Raw genomic sequence first — 16,958 nt, 5'->3', positions numbered from 1 at the left:
CTATACAATTTTAATAGCTATTTAAACTGTTTATATTATTCTAATTAGGTTTTAGACTAATATTTAAATTTTCTATTATATAATATTTATATATTAATATATGTCATATTAATTATATGACAAGAATTTATATACTATTAATGTCATAATATAAATATGACTATTATATTTTCTTTGTCATAAATTATATATAACAAAAAATTTATTATATAAAAAAATTTATTATATAATTATTATATATGGTAAATTTAGTTATTATATAATAAATATAGAATATTAAATATGATATGGTATTCAATTAATACTTTTTATTATTACTAATAAATGGAGCAAATAATGAATGAAAAAAGAGCAAATAATGAGAGAATCAATAATAAAATTAATAATAAAATTAATAAAAGGATCAATAAAAGGATCAATAATAAAAAATTTAATAATGAAAGAATCAGAAATAAAGTAAATCTTAAAGATATAGCTAATATTTCATCTGGCTTAGTTTTAAATAGATTTGATTTATCTAGATCTATTAAATCTAATAAATTCAATAAATCTATTATTTCTAATAGTTTTAATGAATCGTCTTTTGATGATCTCAATTCATCAGAATTTCCAGATAGAAACCAAAATTCATTCAAATATTATTATATTCCTCAAAAATCTGTTTTTGATAATAATATTGATTCAAATTCTTTTGAAATAATTTTTACTAATAAAAAAATTGAAAATAAATATTTAGCTCATTATAAAGACATTATAATAAAGTTAACTCCTCCTTATAATGCAGCAGTAGTTGATTTTAAGAGAAATGATGTTATTGTTCCATCTAATTTTGCTATAATTAGAGTTAAAGATGAATTTATATCAGTATTTTTAGCATATGTTCTAAATGGTCCTAATGTAAAAAAACAATTGAGAAGATTGGTTGAAGGAACCAATATTCCAATTATTAAAATTAATAATTTAAAAGATATTAAAATAAAAAAAAGAAGTAGTTATAAACAGATTGAATATGCAAAGCTTTTTTATTTATTGGATATTAGAAAAGAACTACTTTTAAGAAAAATTGAGCTTGAAAATAAGCTTAAAGATGATATTTTATCTAAATTATAATTTAAATGTAAAAATACTTAAAAATATGAATAATTAAGGGTGTTATTATTTGAATGATTATAGATTGAATGATTATAGATTAAATGATTATACTTTGAATGATTATAGAAACAATTTAGAATCTGATTTATTGGCTATGGTTGATAAATTAAAGGAATATATAGATTTATATGATTTAAAAAGTTATGTTTTAGGCTTATTTTTTTATAAATATATATGTCTAAAGATAGAGTTATATTTGAATAAACAATTCATTCAAAATAATTTAAAATTTGACAAAGCAAATGAAATTGAAGATATAAAAGATGATTTAAAAGAATTAACTCTTGAGAATTTAGGCTACTTTTTAGAACCAAGATTCTTGTTTTCAAATATTGTTAAAAAAGCTAATAAAAATGAGCTAATATTAGATGATTTAGAAAAAGCATTGAATGAAATATCAAACTCATCATTAGGTCGGGAAAGTGAAGAAGCTTTCATAGGAATATTTGAAGATATTGATCTTAAATCATCAAAACTTGGAAATAAATTAGAAGATAAAAACGAATCAATAAGTAAAATATTAATACAACTATCTAAAATCGACTTTAAACTAGAAGATCAAGATAAGAATGTGATTGGTGATGCTTATGAATATTTAATCTCACAATTTGCATTATCCTTAGATAAAAAAGGAGATCTTTACATACCTCAACAAGTATCAAAGATACTAGCTAAAATAGTTACTTTAGAAAAAAACAAATTTGAAGGGGAAAATTTTGAAGAAAAGAAATTTGAAGAAGAAAAATTTAAAGGAGAGAAATTTAAAGGAGATAAAATTAAAAGAGATAAAATTAAAAATCAGAAGCTTAAAAGTGTATATGATCCAACATGTAATTCAGGATCACTTTTACTTCAAGTAGCTAAAGAAATAGAAGTAGAAAACTTTTATGGGCAAGAATTAAAATCAACAGCATATAATTTAGCTAGAATGAATATGATTTTACATAATATACAATATAATGATTTTGATATTCAACAAGGAGACTCACTTGAAAAACCAATTCATAAAAATATGAAATTTGAAGTTATAGTTGCAAAACCACCATTTCAAGCTAAATGGAGTTCAGATAAAAAATTTCTTAATGATCCACGGTTTTTAGATTATGGAAAACTAGCACCAAAATCAAAAGCAGACTTTGCATTTATACAACACATGATATATCATTTAGATGAAAATGGAACAATGGGAATAATTTTGCCTCATGGTGTTCTCTTTAGAGGTACATCTGAAAGAACAATTAGAAAATATTTAGTAAATGATAAAAACTATTTAGATGCAGTAATTGGACTTCCAGCTAATATATTCTATAAAACAAGTATTCCAACAGTTATCCTAATATTTAAAAAATATAGGGAGAATAAAGATAATGTACTATTTATTGATGCATCTAAAAACTTTAAAAAGGTTAAAAATCAAAATATGTTTAGAGATAATGATATTGATAAAATTATAGAAGTTTATAGTAACCGAGTTGAAATTGAGAAATTCTCACATATCGCTACGATAGATGAAATTAGAGAAAATGATTTTAATTTAAATATTCCAAGATATGTTGATACTTTTGAAGAAGAATTAATTGATTCAAATAAAATTATAAATGAAATAAAAGAAATTGATAATAAAGTTGAAGCTATTGATGAAGAAATAAAGAAATATTGTGATGAATTAGGGATTGAAACACCTATTATTAAATAATAATCAATAATAAAATTTAATTTAATATTATTTTATTATTTTAGATTTTATTTCATTAAATTTATTATATATAAAATCATAAGTTAGTCTATGAAAAAGTTTAAGATAACTATTTTTCATGCAGATGAATGTGATAAAAAGAAATGCACTGCATTTAAATTAGAAAAACAGAATAAAGCACGTATTGTTTATAATCTTAATCAAATACCTCGTGGAGCTATTATTTTAAATCCTTTTTCAGATAAATCGGCTTCTCCTGAAGATAAAGATTTAGTTTTAAAAAAAGGTGTTGTAGGGCTTGATTGTTCTTGGAATAAGGTTTCTTCTTCAGCTAAATTCTTTTCACTCACTAAATATCATAGAAGTCTTCCTTTTTTAATAGCTGCTAGTCCTGTTAATTATGGTAAACCTTGTAAGCTTTCAACAGCTGAAGCAATAGCTGCTACTTTTTATATAGTTGGTTTTAAAGATACTGCAAAGGATATTATGAATGGTTTTAAATGGGGACATACTTTTATTGAATTGAATTTAGAACTTCTTGAAGCTTATAGTGGTGCGAGTAATAGTTCTGAGGTAGTAGCTATTCAAAACGAATTTTTAAAGCAATATGAAGATTAAGATAATTATTTAAGTTAAAATGGTTATTAGGTTGAATAATTATAGACTGAATAACTATTAAGCTAATAACTATTAAACTAATAAATATTAGGTTAAAATAACTATTAGACTAAAATAGTAATTATAAAATAGTAATTATATATTAAAATAATGTTTATATGTTAGATTTATATATTAGATTTATTTATTAGGTTTATTTATTAGATTTATTTATTAGGTTTATTTATTAGATTTATTTATTGTTTTTCTAATAATTAATCCTATAACAATCGCAACTAGAATTGTTATAGAAAATCTAGTGATTCCATTTGAAAATAAATTGTTAATTATCACAATTAAGATTATAAGTATTATAAACATTCCAACAATTGTCATTATTTCTTTATTATCCATTATATCACCTCTAAGAGAACTTAGTAATATTTTATATACTTTAATTAATTTTCTGTGTTTTTATAAATATTTTAGTGTGGTTTTTATAAATATTTTTATTATTGTATAATTTATCTTATTGTATAACAGTACATACTATTGTATTATTAAATATTATAATTATTGTATTATTACATATTATAATATTATTGCATAGTACATTTCATAACTATTTAATGTTATTTTATTAATCTTAGCTAATTTTTATTAATATAAAAACTATTAAATTAAATGAAAATTATATAACAACAATTAAATTATATTAAAAATAATAATATTCATATGTTTTATTAGATATTTAAATTATATTATTTTAATATATATTTATGGTGAAATAATGAATAAAAAGCTTTTAATAATTCTTGGGGTAATAACAGTTATTGGTTTGGCAGTTATTATTTATGTTGATAATGGTTCCTATGAAGAAGAGTTATCTGTTGTTTCTGAAGGAGAATGGATTGGTTACTATGAACTAACTTTAAATGGAACAACCACTCATGAAACTATTATGGGTGGAGGACCACTAGACTTTACTATAAAACGTCAAAATGGGGATAAATTATTCGTTTATGTTAATAGTACTCATTATGGAAGTAAAAAAGATTTAAAAATTAAAATATTAAAAAATAATGAAATTATCGCTGAAAATTCAAGTAGTAATCATACAGCTGGTGTTTGGCTTTATAATTAAGGCTTCTTTTTTAAGCATTATTTTTTTTTGAAAATAACTAAAGCTTTAAATACTATTAAATTAATAAACTTTAATGTTCTTAATTAATTGTGGATATTAGAGAAATTCTTATTTTATTCCATAATATAATATTTATGAGATTAAATATATTTATGAGATTGAATAAATCAATTACTAAATTTTACATATCTCATATTTAAAATTTATTACTACTGATTAATGATTATATGGAGGATTATTAATGGCCAGATTTGAAGAAGCTGAAAATAGAATCTTTAAGGTTAAAATTTGTTTAAAATGTAATGCTCGTAATCCCGCTGCAGCTAAAACTTGTAGAAAATGTGGTTACAAGGGTTTAAGATATAAAGCAAAAGAACCAAGAGGATGATCTTATTCATTATATTATAGCTATTTTATATTAAGACCTATATTTTAGGATTTTTTATATTAAGATTAGCTATAAATTAATTTTTATTAGGTATTTATTAATTTTTTATTTTTTTCTTCTATTTTTTAATTTTTTTTTAATATGAATTTTTCTTTTTGGTTTTATTTTTTTATTTTTGTTTCAATTTTGTCTTTTCATGCTAATTTTACTTTTATTTTTGAATAAAGCTTTTATACTTCTTTTTTAATATTTTACTTGTTGAAAATATTAATTTTTTTTTAGGAGGTATTTTATTATTTATGAAATTTTAAGAGGTTATGATCCTTTATATGATTTTCTCTTTAGTAATTATATGGCAAGTAAAGGTTGTGAAAGGCAGTTGACTGGTTTGATTAATGCTATTTTAGTTGAAAATAATGAGGAGAGTGTTTTTAATTTAGAAATAATTGATAATAAATTTTTATCAGGTAAAGTAGTTAATAATAAAAATTGTATTTTAGATTTAAGATCTAAATCTTTTGATGGTCGTGTGGTTAATATTGAAGTTCAAAAGCAGGGTGAAAAATACTTTAGAAGGAGAAGTCATCTTTATATATCTCGTGAATTTTCTAATTCTGCTGAAAAAGGAGGTTTGGAAAGATTAAAGTCACATATATTAATTAATATCCTTGATTTTGGATTTTGTAAAAATAATATAATTAGTCGAAAATTTAATATGATAGATAAAACAGAATTAAATTGTGAATACAGTGGCTGTATAAAGATTATTAATGTTAATGTTTCTGCTTTTAGAAGACTAAAAAGCATTGATTTTGATAATCCTTTACACAGATGGCTGGTATTTTTAGATAAAAAAAGCACAAGGGAGATGATAGAAATGGCTATGAGTAAAGATGAAAATATAAAAACAGCTCATGAAAAGGTTGAAGAATTATTAAAAGACGAAGCTTTTCTACATGAATTGAATAAAAGAGAACAAGCTGATTTAAAATATATGGGTGAAATGGCTTATGCTAAAGATGAAGGTAAGAAAGAAGGTATAGGAGAGGGCATGGAAAAAGGTAGGAAAGAAGGTATGGAAAAAGGTATTGAGCAAGGTAGGAAAGAGGGTATAGAACAAAATGAATTGAATGTAGCTAAAAGAATGAAAGATTTCAATTTTTCATTTGATGATATAGTTAAAATTACTGGTCTTTCTTTGGATGAAATTGAAAAACTATAATTTTTTAATATTATTTTTTAATAGTGAATACTAGCTATTTTCATAGCCTTTAAATTTTTCTTTTATAAAATATTATAGTATTTTTATTAATTTTAACAGTTTATAATCTTTTTTTTATTATTTTTTAGCTTATTTTTTATTCTTAAAGGGGGGGGGGGGCGGAGGTTGTTTTTATAATGAAATCTGATTCTTGTGAACCATCTGATTTAGGGTTAACTTTATATACTATAACTATCAATAATTAAATATTCAAAAGTGAATGTTTTCTACATTTTGGTGATAACTTTCTTCTTATATAATATAACTATTTATTTTAAAATATCTTTCATATATGAAATTTTTATATTAATTATAAAAAGTGAGTATTCACTTGTTTTTTAAAATAAACAAATCCTTAATGATCTAAAATTTTATAGTGTATATTATGAATACTATTAATAATAAACCTGATTCATGTAATAAATTGTTAGCTACGCTTTTTATATTATTATTCTTTACAATTCTTCTTATATCTTCAATTAACTTTGTTGATGCAGCTGATATAGAGATTGGTAATGAAACAGATGGTGGAATTAAACAGGCTGTAGCTAATGCATCTGATGATGATGTGATAATTTTAGATGAAGGTGTATATTCTGGCGAAAATAATAGTAATATAACTTTTGATAAAAATTTAAAGATCGCTGGTAAAAATAAAAATGTCACTATAAATTTAGAAGGATCATTTTTTATTAATATTATTACTTGGGATAGAACTGTTAGTTTAGTGAATTTAACTATAATCGGAGGATATAATAGTCTTCGGTTATCTACAAGAACTATTTATATCATTAACTGTACTTTTATTAATAACACAGGAACTAATGGTGGTGCTATTAGTATAGGTAAAGGGACTCATGGTAGCGCTTTTCTTAATATTAGTTCTTCTACTTTTATTAATAACACAGGAACTAATGGTGGTGCTATTTATATAAATTGGGCTGATGCTCCTGGAAATAATTTTCATATATATAATTCTACTTTTATTAATAACACAGGAACTAGTGGTGGTGCTATTTCGCTGGCGTCTTCTTCTTATTCGAATGTTCCGAAACTAACAATCATGGATTCTACTTTTATTAATAACACAGCAGGGAGGGGTGGCGCTATTTATTCAACGGCTTCTTCTGCCCAAAGAATCACTATTCCTATCTCCAATTCTATTTTTATTAGTAACACAGCAGAGGAAGGTGGTGCTATTTATGGTAGTGGTAAATTTTCCTTGACTATTAATAGTGGTAATTTTTCTGGTAATAATGCTACTAATGGTGGTGTTATATATAATAATGCTAGTACTATGACTATTAGTAATGGTAATTTTTCTGGTAATAATGCTACTAATGGTGGTGTTATATATAATAATGCTAGTACTATGACTATTAGTAATGGTAATTTTTCTGGTAATAATGCTACTAATGGTGGTGTTATATATAATGTTGGTAATGTGACTATTACTGGTGGTAGTTTTACTGGTGATAATGCTACTTATGGTGGTGTTATATATAATAATGCTACTGTGACTATTAGTAATGGTAATTTTTCTGGTAATAATGCTACTAATGGTGGTGTTATATATAATGTTGGTAATGTGACTATTAGTGGTGTTAATTTTACTGGTAATACTGCTACTAATTATGGTGGAGCTATTTATTCTACTGGAATATTAAATATTACTAATTTTGCTTTCATTAATAATATTGGTGGTATTGGTGGTGCTATTTATAATACGGGTCTTGGTTATATTAATGGTGGTGATTTCACTGGTAATCATGCTAATAACTGGGGAGGTGGTGTTTATTGGACTGGATTAAACGGTGGACTTTATAATTCTAAATTCTTTAACAATACTGTTAATTGTCCTATTGTTAATGATCAGAATAATAATTATGGTGGAGGTACTATTTATTGGAGTGGTACTAATGGTACTGTAGAAAATTGTAATGTTTCTTTAAGTTTAACTTATAGTGGTGGTGCTATCTATTGGAATGGTATTAATGGTACACTAGTTAATTGTAAATTATTCAACAATTCAGCAAATACTATTAATACAAATGGTAATAATGGTATTTCGGGAATTCGTGTTATTGGTAACGGTTTCACGATGATTAATTGTACTTTCATTGATAATAAAAGTAGAGTATTTACTTTTTATTCTGAAGGTAAAAATTTGAGTATTTTTAATTGTAGTTTTATTAATAATACCAATAATAATGCCTTTCTTTATAATACTAATAATGCAGAAGGTTTAAATGTGGTTAATTCTACTTTTACTAACACTTATTCTAATATTAATAATGTTGCTGATAATTGTAATATTGTGAATTCTACTTTCTTTAATATTTCTGGTACTAATGGTGCGGGTGTTTATAATACAGGTAATAACTTACTTATTATAAATTCTACTTTTAATGCTATTTCTACTACTGGTAATGGTGGTGCTATTTATAATAACAATGTTAATATAAGTATTATTGGTTCTAATTTCACTAATAATACTGCTAACCGTGGTGTTATTTATAATAATGGTGGTATTGTTAGTTTTTCAGGTTCTACTTTTAACAATAATAATGAGGCTTTTACAACAACAAATGGGAATTTCAGCTTTGTTTCTGAAGATACTGATTTTTATAATAACACCTATGCTATTGTATTTTTATTTAATAATTTGAATTATATTGTTAATTGGAATTATGCTTCTTTTGATGGTAATTTGTATATTATTAGGCTCAGTGGTAATAATAGTAATTATACTATTTTATCTGATTTTAATAATCCTGGTGCTAATTATAATGGTGTTATTTTTGATAAAAATACTTATAATAATACTATAATTGATTCTATTATTAGTGGGTTTAATATTACTGGGAATTCAACTGGTGTGATTGTTGAAGGTGGTAATAATAGTGTTATTAATTCTAATATCACATATAATAGTGTTGGTTTGTTAATTAATGGTAATGATACTCTTATTAGAGGTTGTAGTGTAATTAATAATACTTATGGTATAATTATTGGAAATCTTGCTCGGAATACTATTGTTAATTATAATCGTCTTGTTAACCCTATAAGTTTAGTTGATAATGGTACAAATACTGATGCTAGCTATAATTGGTGGGGAAACAATAATATTACAAAGTATTATCAAAACAATTCTGGAACTCTTATTATTATTGATTGGTATGTTATTACTTTAACAGCTAATGACGTTAGTGTGATATTTAATAATGGTACTCTTTTATACCGTGGTCCAGATAGTTTAACACTTGAGTATGTTTTTGCACTGTTTAATGATGGTGGCTTTGGTGAGATTGATTATTTACCTGATTTCATAATTGACCTAATAATAATGTATACTAATAATGTTGATCCTACAGCTATTATAATAAGTAATAGTTCTCGTAGATTCAATGGTTCTTATAAACCTACTATATATATGCCTTCATATTTCCGTATGAGTACTAATTTTGATTTAGAGAATATATATTATTTAGTAAAATATGCACCTAGTGTAAATAGTACTATCAGTGTTTCTGATAATATTCAGACTGGACATGATATAATTATTAATGGTTCTTTAATTAATTCTGTTGGAGAACCAGTATATAATGTTGTTCTCAATATTAGTATCATCACGCCCTATGGTATTTTTGATGATTTTGTTATTAACTTTGCTGAAGGTTGGAATTATGTTTTCACCCCAAAAGTTGTTGGTAATTATACTGTTGTTGTGAGTTGGGATGGTGATTTTGATCATGCTGAATTTACCAATTCAACAATATTTAATGTACCTAAAACTCAACCAATATTAGATGTTACTGCTGTTGATACTTTTTATGGTGTAGAATCTAATTTAACAATTAATGCAACTCTTAGTAATGGTAGACCAATTGATAATGATTATTATAATGTAACTATCAATAATACAGTTTACACTGTGTACTTTATTAATGGTATTGGTGTTATAAACCTGGGCATGCTTCCTACTGGTATTTATAATTTCAATGTTGCTTTCATTGGAAGTGAAGATAAATATAATGAATCTAACACTACTGTAACCTTTAAAGTTTCATCTATTATTCCTATAATCACTGTTAACAATATTGGTACTGTGGTGTTTGGTGATATTTTCACAGTTTCTGGTTTTGTTACTGGTGTAGGTGTTACTCCCACTGGATATGTGAATATAAGCATTGGTAATTATACTAATACTATTGTTTCATTAAATCCTGATGGATCATTTAATATTACTCTAAATAGTTCAGATATTGGTATTCCTGCAAATAATACTCATATTGTTAATGTCCAGTATAATGGAGATATTAATTATAATGCTTCTGAAATAAAACAAATTGCATTCAATGTTTCTAAAACTATTCCAATTTTGATTGTTAATCCTGTTGTTAATGTTACATTTGGTGATAATGTCATTGTTAATGGTACTTTACTTGGTGTTGGTGGTGTTATCCCAACTAATGCTTCTAAGTTTGATGATTTGGTTTTATTGATTAATGGTAAATTGTATAATGTAACCTTTGTGGGTGATGGTAATTGGTTTGTAGTGTTTAATAGTACTGGTATGGGGTCTGCTGGAACTTATAATTTCAGTGTAATTTATTATGGTGATGATAATTATACTGATACAATTATTATTAGCTCAGTGACAATTGATAAAGCTAGTCCAGTTGTTATTGTTGATTCTGTTAGTTCTGTGATTTATGGTGATGATTTTATTGTTTCTGGTAGAATTGTTAATGTAACTGCTAATGCAACTGGAACTGTGAATGTTACTATTGGTAATTTCACAAGGACAATTTCACTAAATGGATCTGGTGAATGGAACATAACTATAAACATTACTGATGTTGGTAATGTAAGTTATTATAATGTGGTAGTAATTTATTCTGGTGATATTAATTATACTAGTCAAAATAATGTTAGTATGTTTGTGAATCTTACTAAGGCCAATACAAGTGTTATTGTTAATCCAGTTAATAATATAACCTTTGGAAGTAATTTCACTGTTTCTGGCACTGTTACATCAGATTTTGGAACTGTTGTTACTGGTAATGTGAGTGTGATTATTGGTAATCAAACACATACCGGTATTGTTAATGGTGGTTTCTGGAGTGTATCTTTTAACAGTACTGAAGTGGGTGATGCTAACACAACATACAACATTCATGTGACTTATAATGGTGATACCAATCATCTAACTTATCTCAATGATACTCTACTTCTAAATATTAACCCTTTCACACCATCCATAATTGTCAATCCCATAAATAATCTTATTTTTGGCGAAAATATTATTATTAATGGTAGCATTCTTGGAATAACTGGAATCACCCCTCAATTAACTGTTAATATTACTATTGGTAACTACTCAACACTTGCAAATATTAACAATACAGATGGCTTTTGGAATCTAGTGCTTAATAGCACTGCCATAGGATCTGCTGGAACCTATACCGTTAAAGTAAATTACAACGGTAATGTGAATTATACTAACACTAACACTGTTAGTTCTGTTCTTGTTAATCATGCTACTCCAGTTATTGCTGTGAATAATGTAGATAATCAAACTTATGGTAATACTTTTAATGTCACCGGAACTATTACCGGTGTGGGTATTATTCCAACTGGAACTGTTACTATACACTTTAATAATGGTGAAAATATTACTATCAGTTTAGATACTCTTGGTGGTTGGAGTTATACTTTCAATACTACTGATCATAGTTTCTTCACTGATGGTTTGGGATTTTACACTGTTAATGTAACTTACAATGGTGATAATAATTATACTCATGCTCTTAATGATACAATAAGCTTTAATATTTTCCAGACTAGTCCTGTGCTTATTGTTAATCCTGTAAATGATGTTGTTTATGGAAATAATGTTACTGTTACAGGTAATGTTGTTGGTGTGGGAAGTGTTCCGACTGGTAATGTTACAATACACTTTAACAATGGTAATGCTGTGATTGTTGATTTGGATAATACTGGTTACTGGAGTTATACTTTTAAAACTACTAATTCTAGTGCTTTTGATAATGGTGCAGGATCTTACACTGTTAATGTAACTTATGATGGTGATAATAATTATACTCCTGCATTTAATGATAAATTAAGTTTTAGTATTACTCCTGCTCATCCTGAGGTTTTTGTTAGTCGTGTGGGTGATGTTAATTATGGTAAGAGTATTATTGTTAGTGGTAATGTGTCTGGAATTGTGGGCGGTAGTTTTCCAACTGGCTTTGTTACTGTGAAAGTTAGTGGTAAATCTTGGAATGTTCCTCTTGTTAATGGCAAATGGAATATCACAATTAAATCTTCTAGTATTGGTATAGGTGATCATGTTTTAAGTGTGGGTTATAGTGGTAATGTTAATTATACTAATGCTGTTTCTAAGAATTCTAGTTTTAGTGTTTTGGCTGTTGATATTCAAAAGCAAGAGTTTTCTAAAATTATTTCTACTGACAAAGTGGGTAAAAAGATTGTAAAGTATAGTTATCTTATTCGTAACTTTGGGAAATTGACTGGGTCTAAAGTATTTAAGTTTAACATCAATGCTGCTTATAATTTGGTGAGTTTTGTTGGTTCAAATAATGTTAAGTATTCTTTTGATAAGAAGACAAGGATTTTGAAGGTTTTTGTTAATAGTTTGGATTATGATAAGGTTGTGAAAATTAGTTTTAAGATTAAGAGAAAGCTTAATGTTTGGAATGGTCGTGATACTGTAGTTCAAAAACATATTTATAAGAATCGGTATCATTGGCTGGTTTCTAATAGTTATGTTATTAATATTCCTAAGACTTATAGTTTGGTTAAGGTTCGTAAATCTAGAAATACTAATTATGTTTTTGATAAAAAGCAGAATAAGTTTGTTTTTAAGGCTTCTAATCTTAATCTTAAAAAATCTTCAACAGCAGTAGTCTACTCAAAAAAAAAAATAAGTAGGGATGAGTAGGAGTTATTATGCTAAGATATAAACTATAAATTACAATATTATTATAAATTTATGATATTAGTCATATAATAATTATAATTATAATAATTATAAAGATATAATAATTATAAAGCCATGATATTAATTATATAACTATAAAATTATAATTTTTTTATATAAAATAAGAGAAAAGTTTAAATACTTAAAGAGAAATAACAATAAATACTTGTTTTAATTACTTAGTATTATTTAATATTAATTTATTAGACATAAATTCCATTTGGTTTAGTGTCTATTCTTTTGCAGGGATGGTCGAGCGGTCAAAGGCGATAGGTTGAGGGCCTATTGGGTTAGTCCCTTCGCGGGTTCGAATCCCGTTCCCTGCACCATTTTTACAATATTATAAGCTGATTTATTTTTAATAATATTTTTAATAATATTATTTTTGAATTGTTTGTAGTTTTATTTCTATTTGTTGTTTATTTTATTATTAATTTTATTTCATTATTTATTTTATTTCATTATTCATCTTCTTTTGTTGTTTATTGTTTCATTAACATTAAAGTTTCATTTATATAATTAATTCTTTAATCTCTTTAATTATTATTATAAAACTAATAATATTAGATTAAATAAGATTAATTATATATTTAGATATGTTTAAATACAATTATGATGAATATAACTATATTATAAACTATTATTATAAACTATTATTATAAACTATTATTATAAACTATTATTATAAACTATTATTATAAACTATTATTATAAACTATTATTATAAACTATATTATGAACTATATATTATAAACTATTATAAATTAAATTATTATTATAAACCATTACAATTATAATGTGAGTGTTATTATGAAAGCAGTTATTCCAGCAGCAGGTTTAGGAACAAGGTTTTTACCTGCTACTAAAGCTCAACCAAAAGAGATGTTACCAGTATTTGATAAACCAACAATCCAATATGTTATTGAAGAAGCAGTAGCTTCTGGAATTGAAGATATTTTAATAGTCACTGGTAAAGGTAAAAGACCTATTGAAGACCACTTTGATAGATCTTTTGAACTTGAATATCATTTAAAAGAACATAATAAAAATGATTACCTAGAACAAGTTAAAGAAATCTCTGATCTTGCTGATATTTATTATGTAAGACAGAAGACTCAGAAAGGTCTTGGGGATGCTATTTATTGTGCTGAAAAACATGTTGGAGATGAACCTTTTGCTGTAATGCTAGGTGATACCATAACAAAAAGTACCATTCCTTGTACACAACAATTAATTGATGTTTATAAAAAGTTTAATGCTTCTGCAATAGCTGTTGAAAGAGTTCCCTGTGAAAAAGTAGAAAGATATGGTATAATAAAAGGAACTGAAGTTGAAAGTTTATTATATAATATTGAAAAACTTGTTGAAAAGCCAAAAGTTGAAGAAGCACCTTCTAATTTAGCTATTATGGGTAGATATGTTCTAACTCCAGATATTTTTGAACATATTGAGAATACTGAACCTGGTTTTGGTGGAGAAATCCAATTAACTGATGCTTTAGCAAAATTAGATAGTATTTATGGTCAAGTTTTTGAAGGAAAAACCTATGATATTGGTAATAGGATTGAATGGCTAAAAACTTCTATAGAATTTGCTATGGATGATGAAGAAGCTAAAAATGAATTAATAAAATATTTAAAGGATGTTATAGCTTTAAATGATTAATTTTTTGATATAATATAATAATTTTATTAATGTATACTATTAATTACTCTTATATTATTATTAACAACTTTTAATAATGTTAGTAATGCTATTATTGATTATTCTTCAATTATATTCTTAATATTTATTTTTAATAGTATTATTTTTAATATTAATATGGATTATTTATTATATTGTATTTAGTATATTGTTATTAACTTTATTATTATAATTTCAATAGCTATAATTATTTAATATTCTTCCCTTATTCTTGTTTTTTGCTTAATAATATAAAATTTCAGTGATTTAAATGGATTCTAATTTAAAAGAAGAATTTGAAAGAGTTAAAAAAGAATTATCTAAAACAAAAACTGAATTAGAATTAGTTGAAAATAAATTAGAATATTGTCAGAATCGTTTATTAGACATTAGAAATGAGAAAGACAATCTTAAAAAAGAAATCATCAAATATGAAACTATTGATATTGAAAAAAAATTAAATGATTCTCAAAAATTATCTGATGAATTTTTAAAGCAAAAACATAGATTAGAAATTACAAAAGAACTTTTAGATGATTCAAGAGAAGAAATACTTCTTTTAAAAGAAATTATCAATGATTTTAAAAATCTAAGTTCATTTGATTTTATTAGAAGTAATTATCCTAATAATCTTGATGAATATTTTATAAAATATGAAAAATATGCCAAATATAAAAATAAGGAGCATATTAAATATAAAAGATAATTAAAAGAGTATATAATTAAACTATGATAACTATAATAAATTACAATATACAGTATATTACATAATTATTATACTACAGTATATTATAAATTATTATATTACAAAATATTTACATAGTATTATTATACAATATATTAAAAATATTATATTAGGAAATTATATTAAGAAATATTATATTAAGAAATATAATATTAGAAATAGTATATTAAGAAATACTATATTTAATACTATATTAATAAATAGTATATTAGAAAATATTTACATAATATTATATTAAATAATTAATTACACAATATACTAGATATAATAATGATATAATGCTTATAATAGGTAAATAAACATAGAATCATAAGTATAAAAGTAATGAGGAGTTTATATGGAGACACAAAGAATATTAATTACTGGTGGGGCAGGTTTTATTGGAACTAACTTATGTAATGAATTAAGAAACAGAGGTCACGAAGTTTTAGCTTGCGACCTTTTACATAAACCAAGGGATAATTATATTCGTGCTGATGTTGGTAAGTATCGTCAGATTGAACGTGTCTTTGAGGAAAATGATGACTTTGATTTTGTTTATCATTTAGCTGCCGAGTATGGTAGATGGAATGGTGAAGGTTACTATGAAAACTTATGGGAAACTAATGTTATAGGAACCAAACACATGATTCGCCTACAAGAAAAACTTGGTTTTAAGATGATATTCTTTTCTTCTGCTGAAGTTTATGGTGATTATGATGGAGTTATGGGTGAAGATGTAATGATCAACAATCCTATAAAGGATACTTATCAAATGAATGATTATGCAATTACTAAATGGGCTGGAGAATTAATGTGTATGAATTCAGCTACAATGTTTGAAACTGAAACTGTTAGAGTTCGCCCTGTAAATTGTTATGGTCCTCATGAAGAATATTCTCCATATAAAGGATTCATTCCAATTTTTATTTATAAAGCTCTTCACAATCAAGGTTATGATGTTTATGAAGGACATAAACGTATTATTGATTATGTTGGAGATACTGCAAATACCTTTGCTAATATTGTAGATAATTTCATTCCTGGTGAAGTATATAATGTTGGAAGTAAGCAAGAATGGGAAAAAGATATTAGAGAATATTCTGATATTGTTCTTAATGCAGTAGGTATAGATGACTCTCTTGTAACTTATCATGAAGCTGAACCTTTCACTACAAAAGTAAAAACTATTGATTTTTCAAAAGCTATTCGTGATTTAAAACATGAACCTAAGGTTTCTCCTGAAGAAGGAATTGAAAAAACTGTTGAATGGATGAAAGAATTTTATAATATTGATTAGTTTT

11 protein-coding genes and 1 tRNA gene are annotated in these 16,958 nt (G+C 24.9%); 11 read left to right on the top strand and 1 reads right to left on the bottom strand.

Annotation, left to right across the window (positions count from 1 at the left end; genetic code table 11):
- Positions 1-336 precede the first annotated feature (336 nt).
- The 3 genes from MBBAR_RS10370 (at position 337) to MBBAR_RS09835 (ending at position 3,466) form a co-directional block, all read left to right on the top strand.
- On the top strand, positions 337-1,110 hold the full coding sequence (locus tag MBBAR_RS10370) for a hypothetical protein (protein WP_080461165.1): 774 nt from the start codon (positions 337-339) through the stop codon (positions 1,108-1,110).
- 49 nt (positions 1,111-1,159) lie between these two features.
- On the top strand, positions 1,160-2,848 hold the full coding sequence (locus MBBAR_RS09840) for a type I restriction-modification system subunit M (RefSeq protein WP_249025064.1): 1,689 nt from the start codon (positions 1,160-1,162) through the stop codon (positions 2,846-2,848).
- Positions 2,849-2,938: 90 nt separating this feature from the next.
- The gene (locus MBBAR_RS09835; RefSeq protein ID WP_042703848.1) at positions 2,939-3,466 is read left to right on the top strand and encodes a DUF367 family protein; all 528 of its coding nucleotides are present in this window, start codon (positions 2,939-2,941) and stop codon (positions 3,464-3,466) included.
- A gap of 219 nt (positions 3,467-3,685) precedes the next feature.
- Here the strand turns inward: MBBAR_RS09835 and MBBAR_RS10365 are convergent, their stop codons facing one another.
- Positions 3,686-3,859, bottom strand: a complete 174-nt coding sequence (locus MBBAR_RS10365) for a hypothetical protein (protein ID WP_158082583.1) — start codon at positions 3,857-3,859, stop codon at positions 3,686-3,688.
- A gap of 376 nt (positions 3,860-4,235) precedes the next feature.
- Between MBBAR_RS10365 and MBBAR_RS09830 the strand changes: the two genes are divergently transcribed.
- The 8 genes from MBBAR_RS09830 (at position 4,236) to MBBAR_RS09795 (ending at position 16,954) form a co-directional block, all read left to right on the top strand.
- Positions 4,236-4,589 carry a hypothetical protein gene (locus tag MBBAR_RS09830; protein WP_080461164.1) on the top strand — a complete coding sequence of 118 codons (354 nt, stop codon included), beginning with the start codon at positions 4,236-4,238 and terminating at the stop codon, positions 4,587-4,589.
- A gap of 241 nt (positions 4,590-4,830) precedes the next feature.
- The gene (locus MBBAR_RS09825; protein ID WP_042703853.1) at positions 4,831-4,977 is read left to right on the top strand and encodes a 50S ribosomal protein L40e; all 147 of its coding nucleotides are present in this window, start codon (positions 4,831-4,833) and stop codon (positions 4,975-4,977) included.
- Positions 4,978-5,269: 292 nt separating this feature from the next.
- A complete protein-coding gene (locus tag MBBAR_RS09820) occupies positions 5,270-6,199 on the top strand; it encodes an Rpn family recombination-promoting nuclease/putative transposase (protein ID WP_318526267.1) in 930 nt (309 codons plus the stop codon).
- 424 nt (positions 6,200-6,623) lie between these two features.
- On the top strand, positions 6,624-13,208 hold the full coding sequence (locus MBBAR_RS09815) for an Ig-like domain-containing protein (RefSeq protein WP_080461162.1): 6,585 nt from the start codon (positions 6,624-6,626) through the stop codon (positions 13,206-13,208).
- A 281-nt stretch (positions 13,209-13,489) separates the two neighbouring features.
- Positions 13,490-13,576: transfer RNA gene (locus tag MBBAR_RS09810), tRNA-Leu, on the top strand.
- A 481-nt stretch (positions 13,577-14,057) separates the two neighbouring features.
- Positions 14,058-14,912: a UTP--glucose-1-phosphate uridylyltransferase GalU gene (gene galU, locus MBBAR_RS09805; protein ID WP_080461161.1), complete on the top strand. Its 855-nt coding sequence runs from the start codon at positions 14,058-14,060 to the stop codon at positions 14,910-14,912.
- 289 nt (positions 14,913-15,201) lie between these two features.
- The gene (locus MBBAR_RS09800) at positions 15,202-15,636 is read left to right on the top strand and encodes a hypothetical protein (RefSeq protein WP_080461160.1); all 435 of its coding nucleotides are present in this window, start codon (positions 15,202-15,204) and stop codon (positions 15,634-15,636) included.
- A 376-nt stretch (positions 15,637-16,012) separates the two neighbouring features.
- Complete coding sequence (locus MBBAR_RS09795; protein WP_080461159.1) at positions 16,013-16,954, top strand: NAD-dependent epimerase/dehydratase family protein; 942 nt, start codon at positions 16,013-16,015, stop codon at positions 16,952-16,954.
- The last annotated feature ends 4 nt before the right edge of the window (positions 16,955-16,958 follow it).

This window comes from Methanobrevibacter arboriphilus JCM 13429 = DSM 1125, assembly GCF_002072215.1.
Taxonomy (GTDB): domain Archaea; phylum Methanobacteriota; class Methanobacteria; order Methanobacteriales; family Methanobacteriaceae; genus Methanobinarius; species Methanobinarius arboriphilicus.
The sequence above is the reverse complement of the archived record's forward strand: the minus strand, read 5'-3'. Positions and strand labels throughout refer to the sequence as shown.

Bases quoted from the DNA above. Each gene is read 5' to 3' on its own strand.
- MBBAR_RS10370 (WP_080461165.1), top strand. From the start codon at position 337: ATGAATGAAAAAAGAGCAAATAATGAGAGAATCAATAATAAAATTAAT.
- MBBAR_RS09835 (WP_042703848.1), top strand. From the start codon at position 2,939: ATGAAAAAGTTTAAGATAACTATTTTTCATGCAGATGAATGTGATAAA.
- MBBAR_RS10365 (WP_158082583.1), bottom strand. From the start codon at position 3,859: ATGGATAATAAAGAAATAATGACAATTGTTGGAATGTTTATAATACTT.
- MBBAR_RS09830 (WP_080461164.1), top strand. From the start codon at position 4,236: ATGAATAAAAAGCTTTTAATAATTCTTGGGGTAATAACAGTTATTGGT.
- MBBAR_RS09825 (WP_042703853.1), top strand. From the start codon at position 4,831: ATGGCCAGATTTGAAGAAGCTGAAAATAGAATCTTTAAGGTTAAAATT.
- MBBAR_RS09815 (WP_080461162.1), top strand. From the start codon at position 6,624: ATGAATACTATTAATAATAAACCTGATTCATGTAATAAATTGTTAGCT.
- galU (WP_080461161.1), top strand. From the start codon at position 14,058: ATGAAAGCAGTTATTCCAGCAGCAGGTTTAGGAACAAGGTTTTTACCT.
- MBBAR_RS09800 (WP_080461160.1), top strand. From the start codon at position 15,202: ATGGATTCTAATTTAAAAGAAGAATTTGAAAGAGTTAAAAAAGAATTA.
- MBBAR_RS09795 (WP_080461159.1), top strand. From the start codon at position 16,013: ATGGAGACACAAAGAATATTAATTACTGGTGGGGCAGGTTTTATTGGA.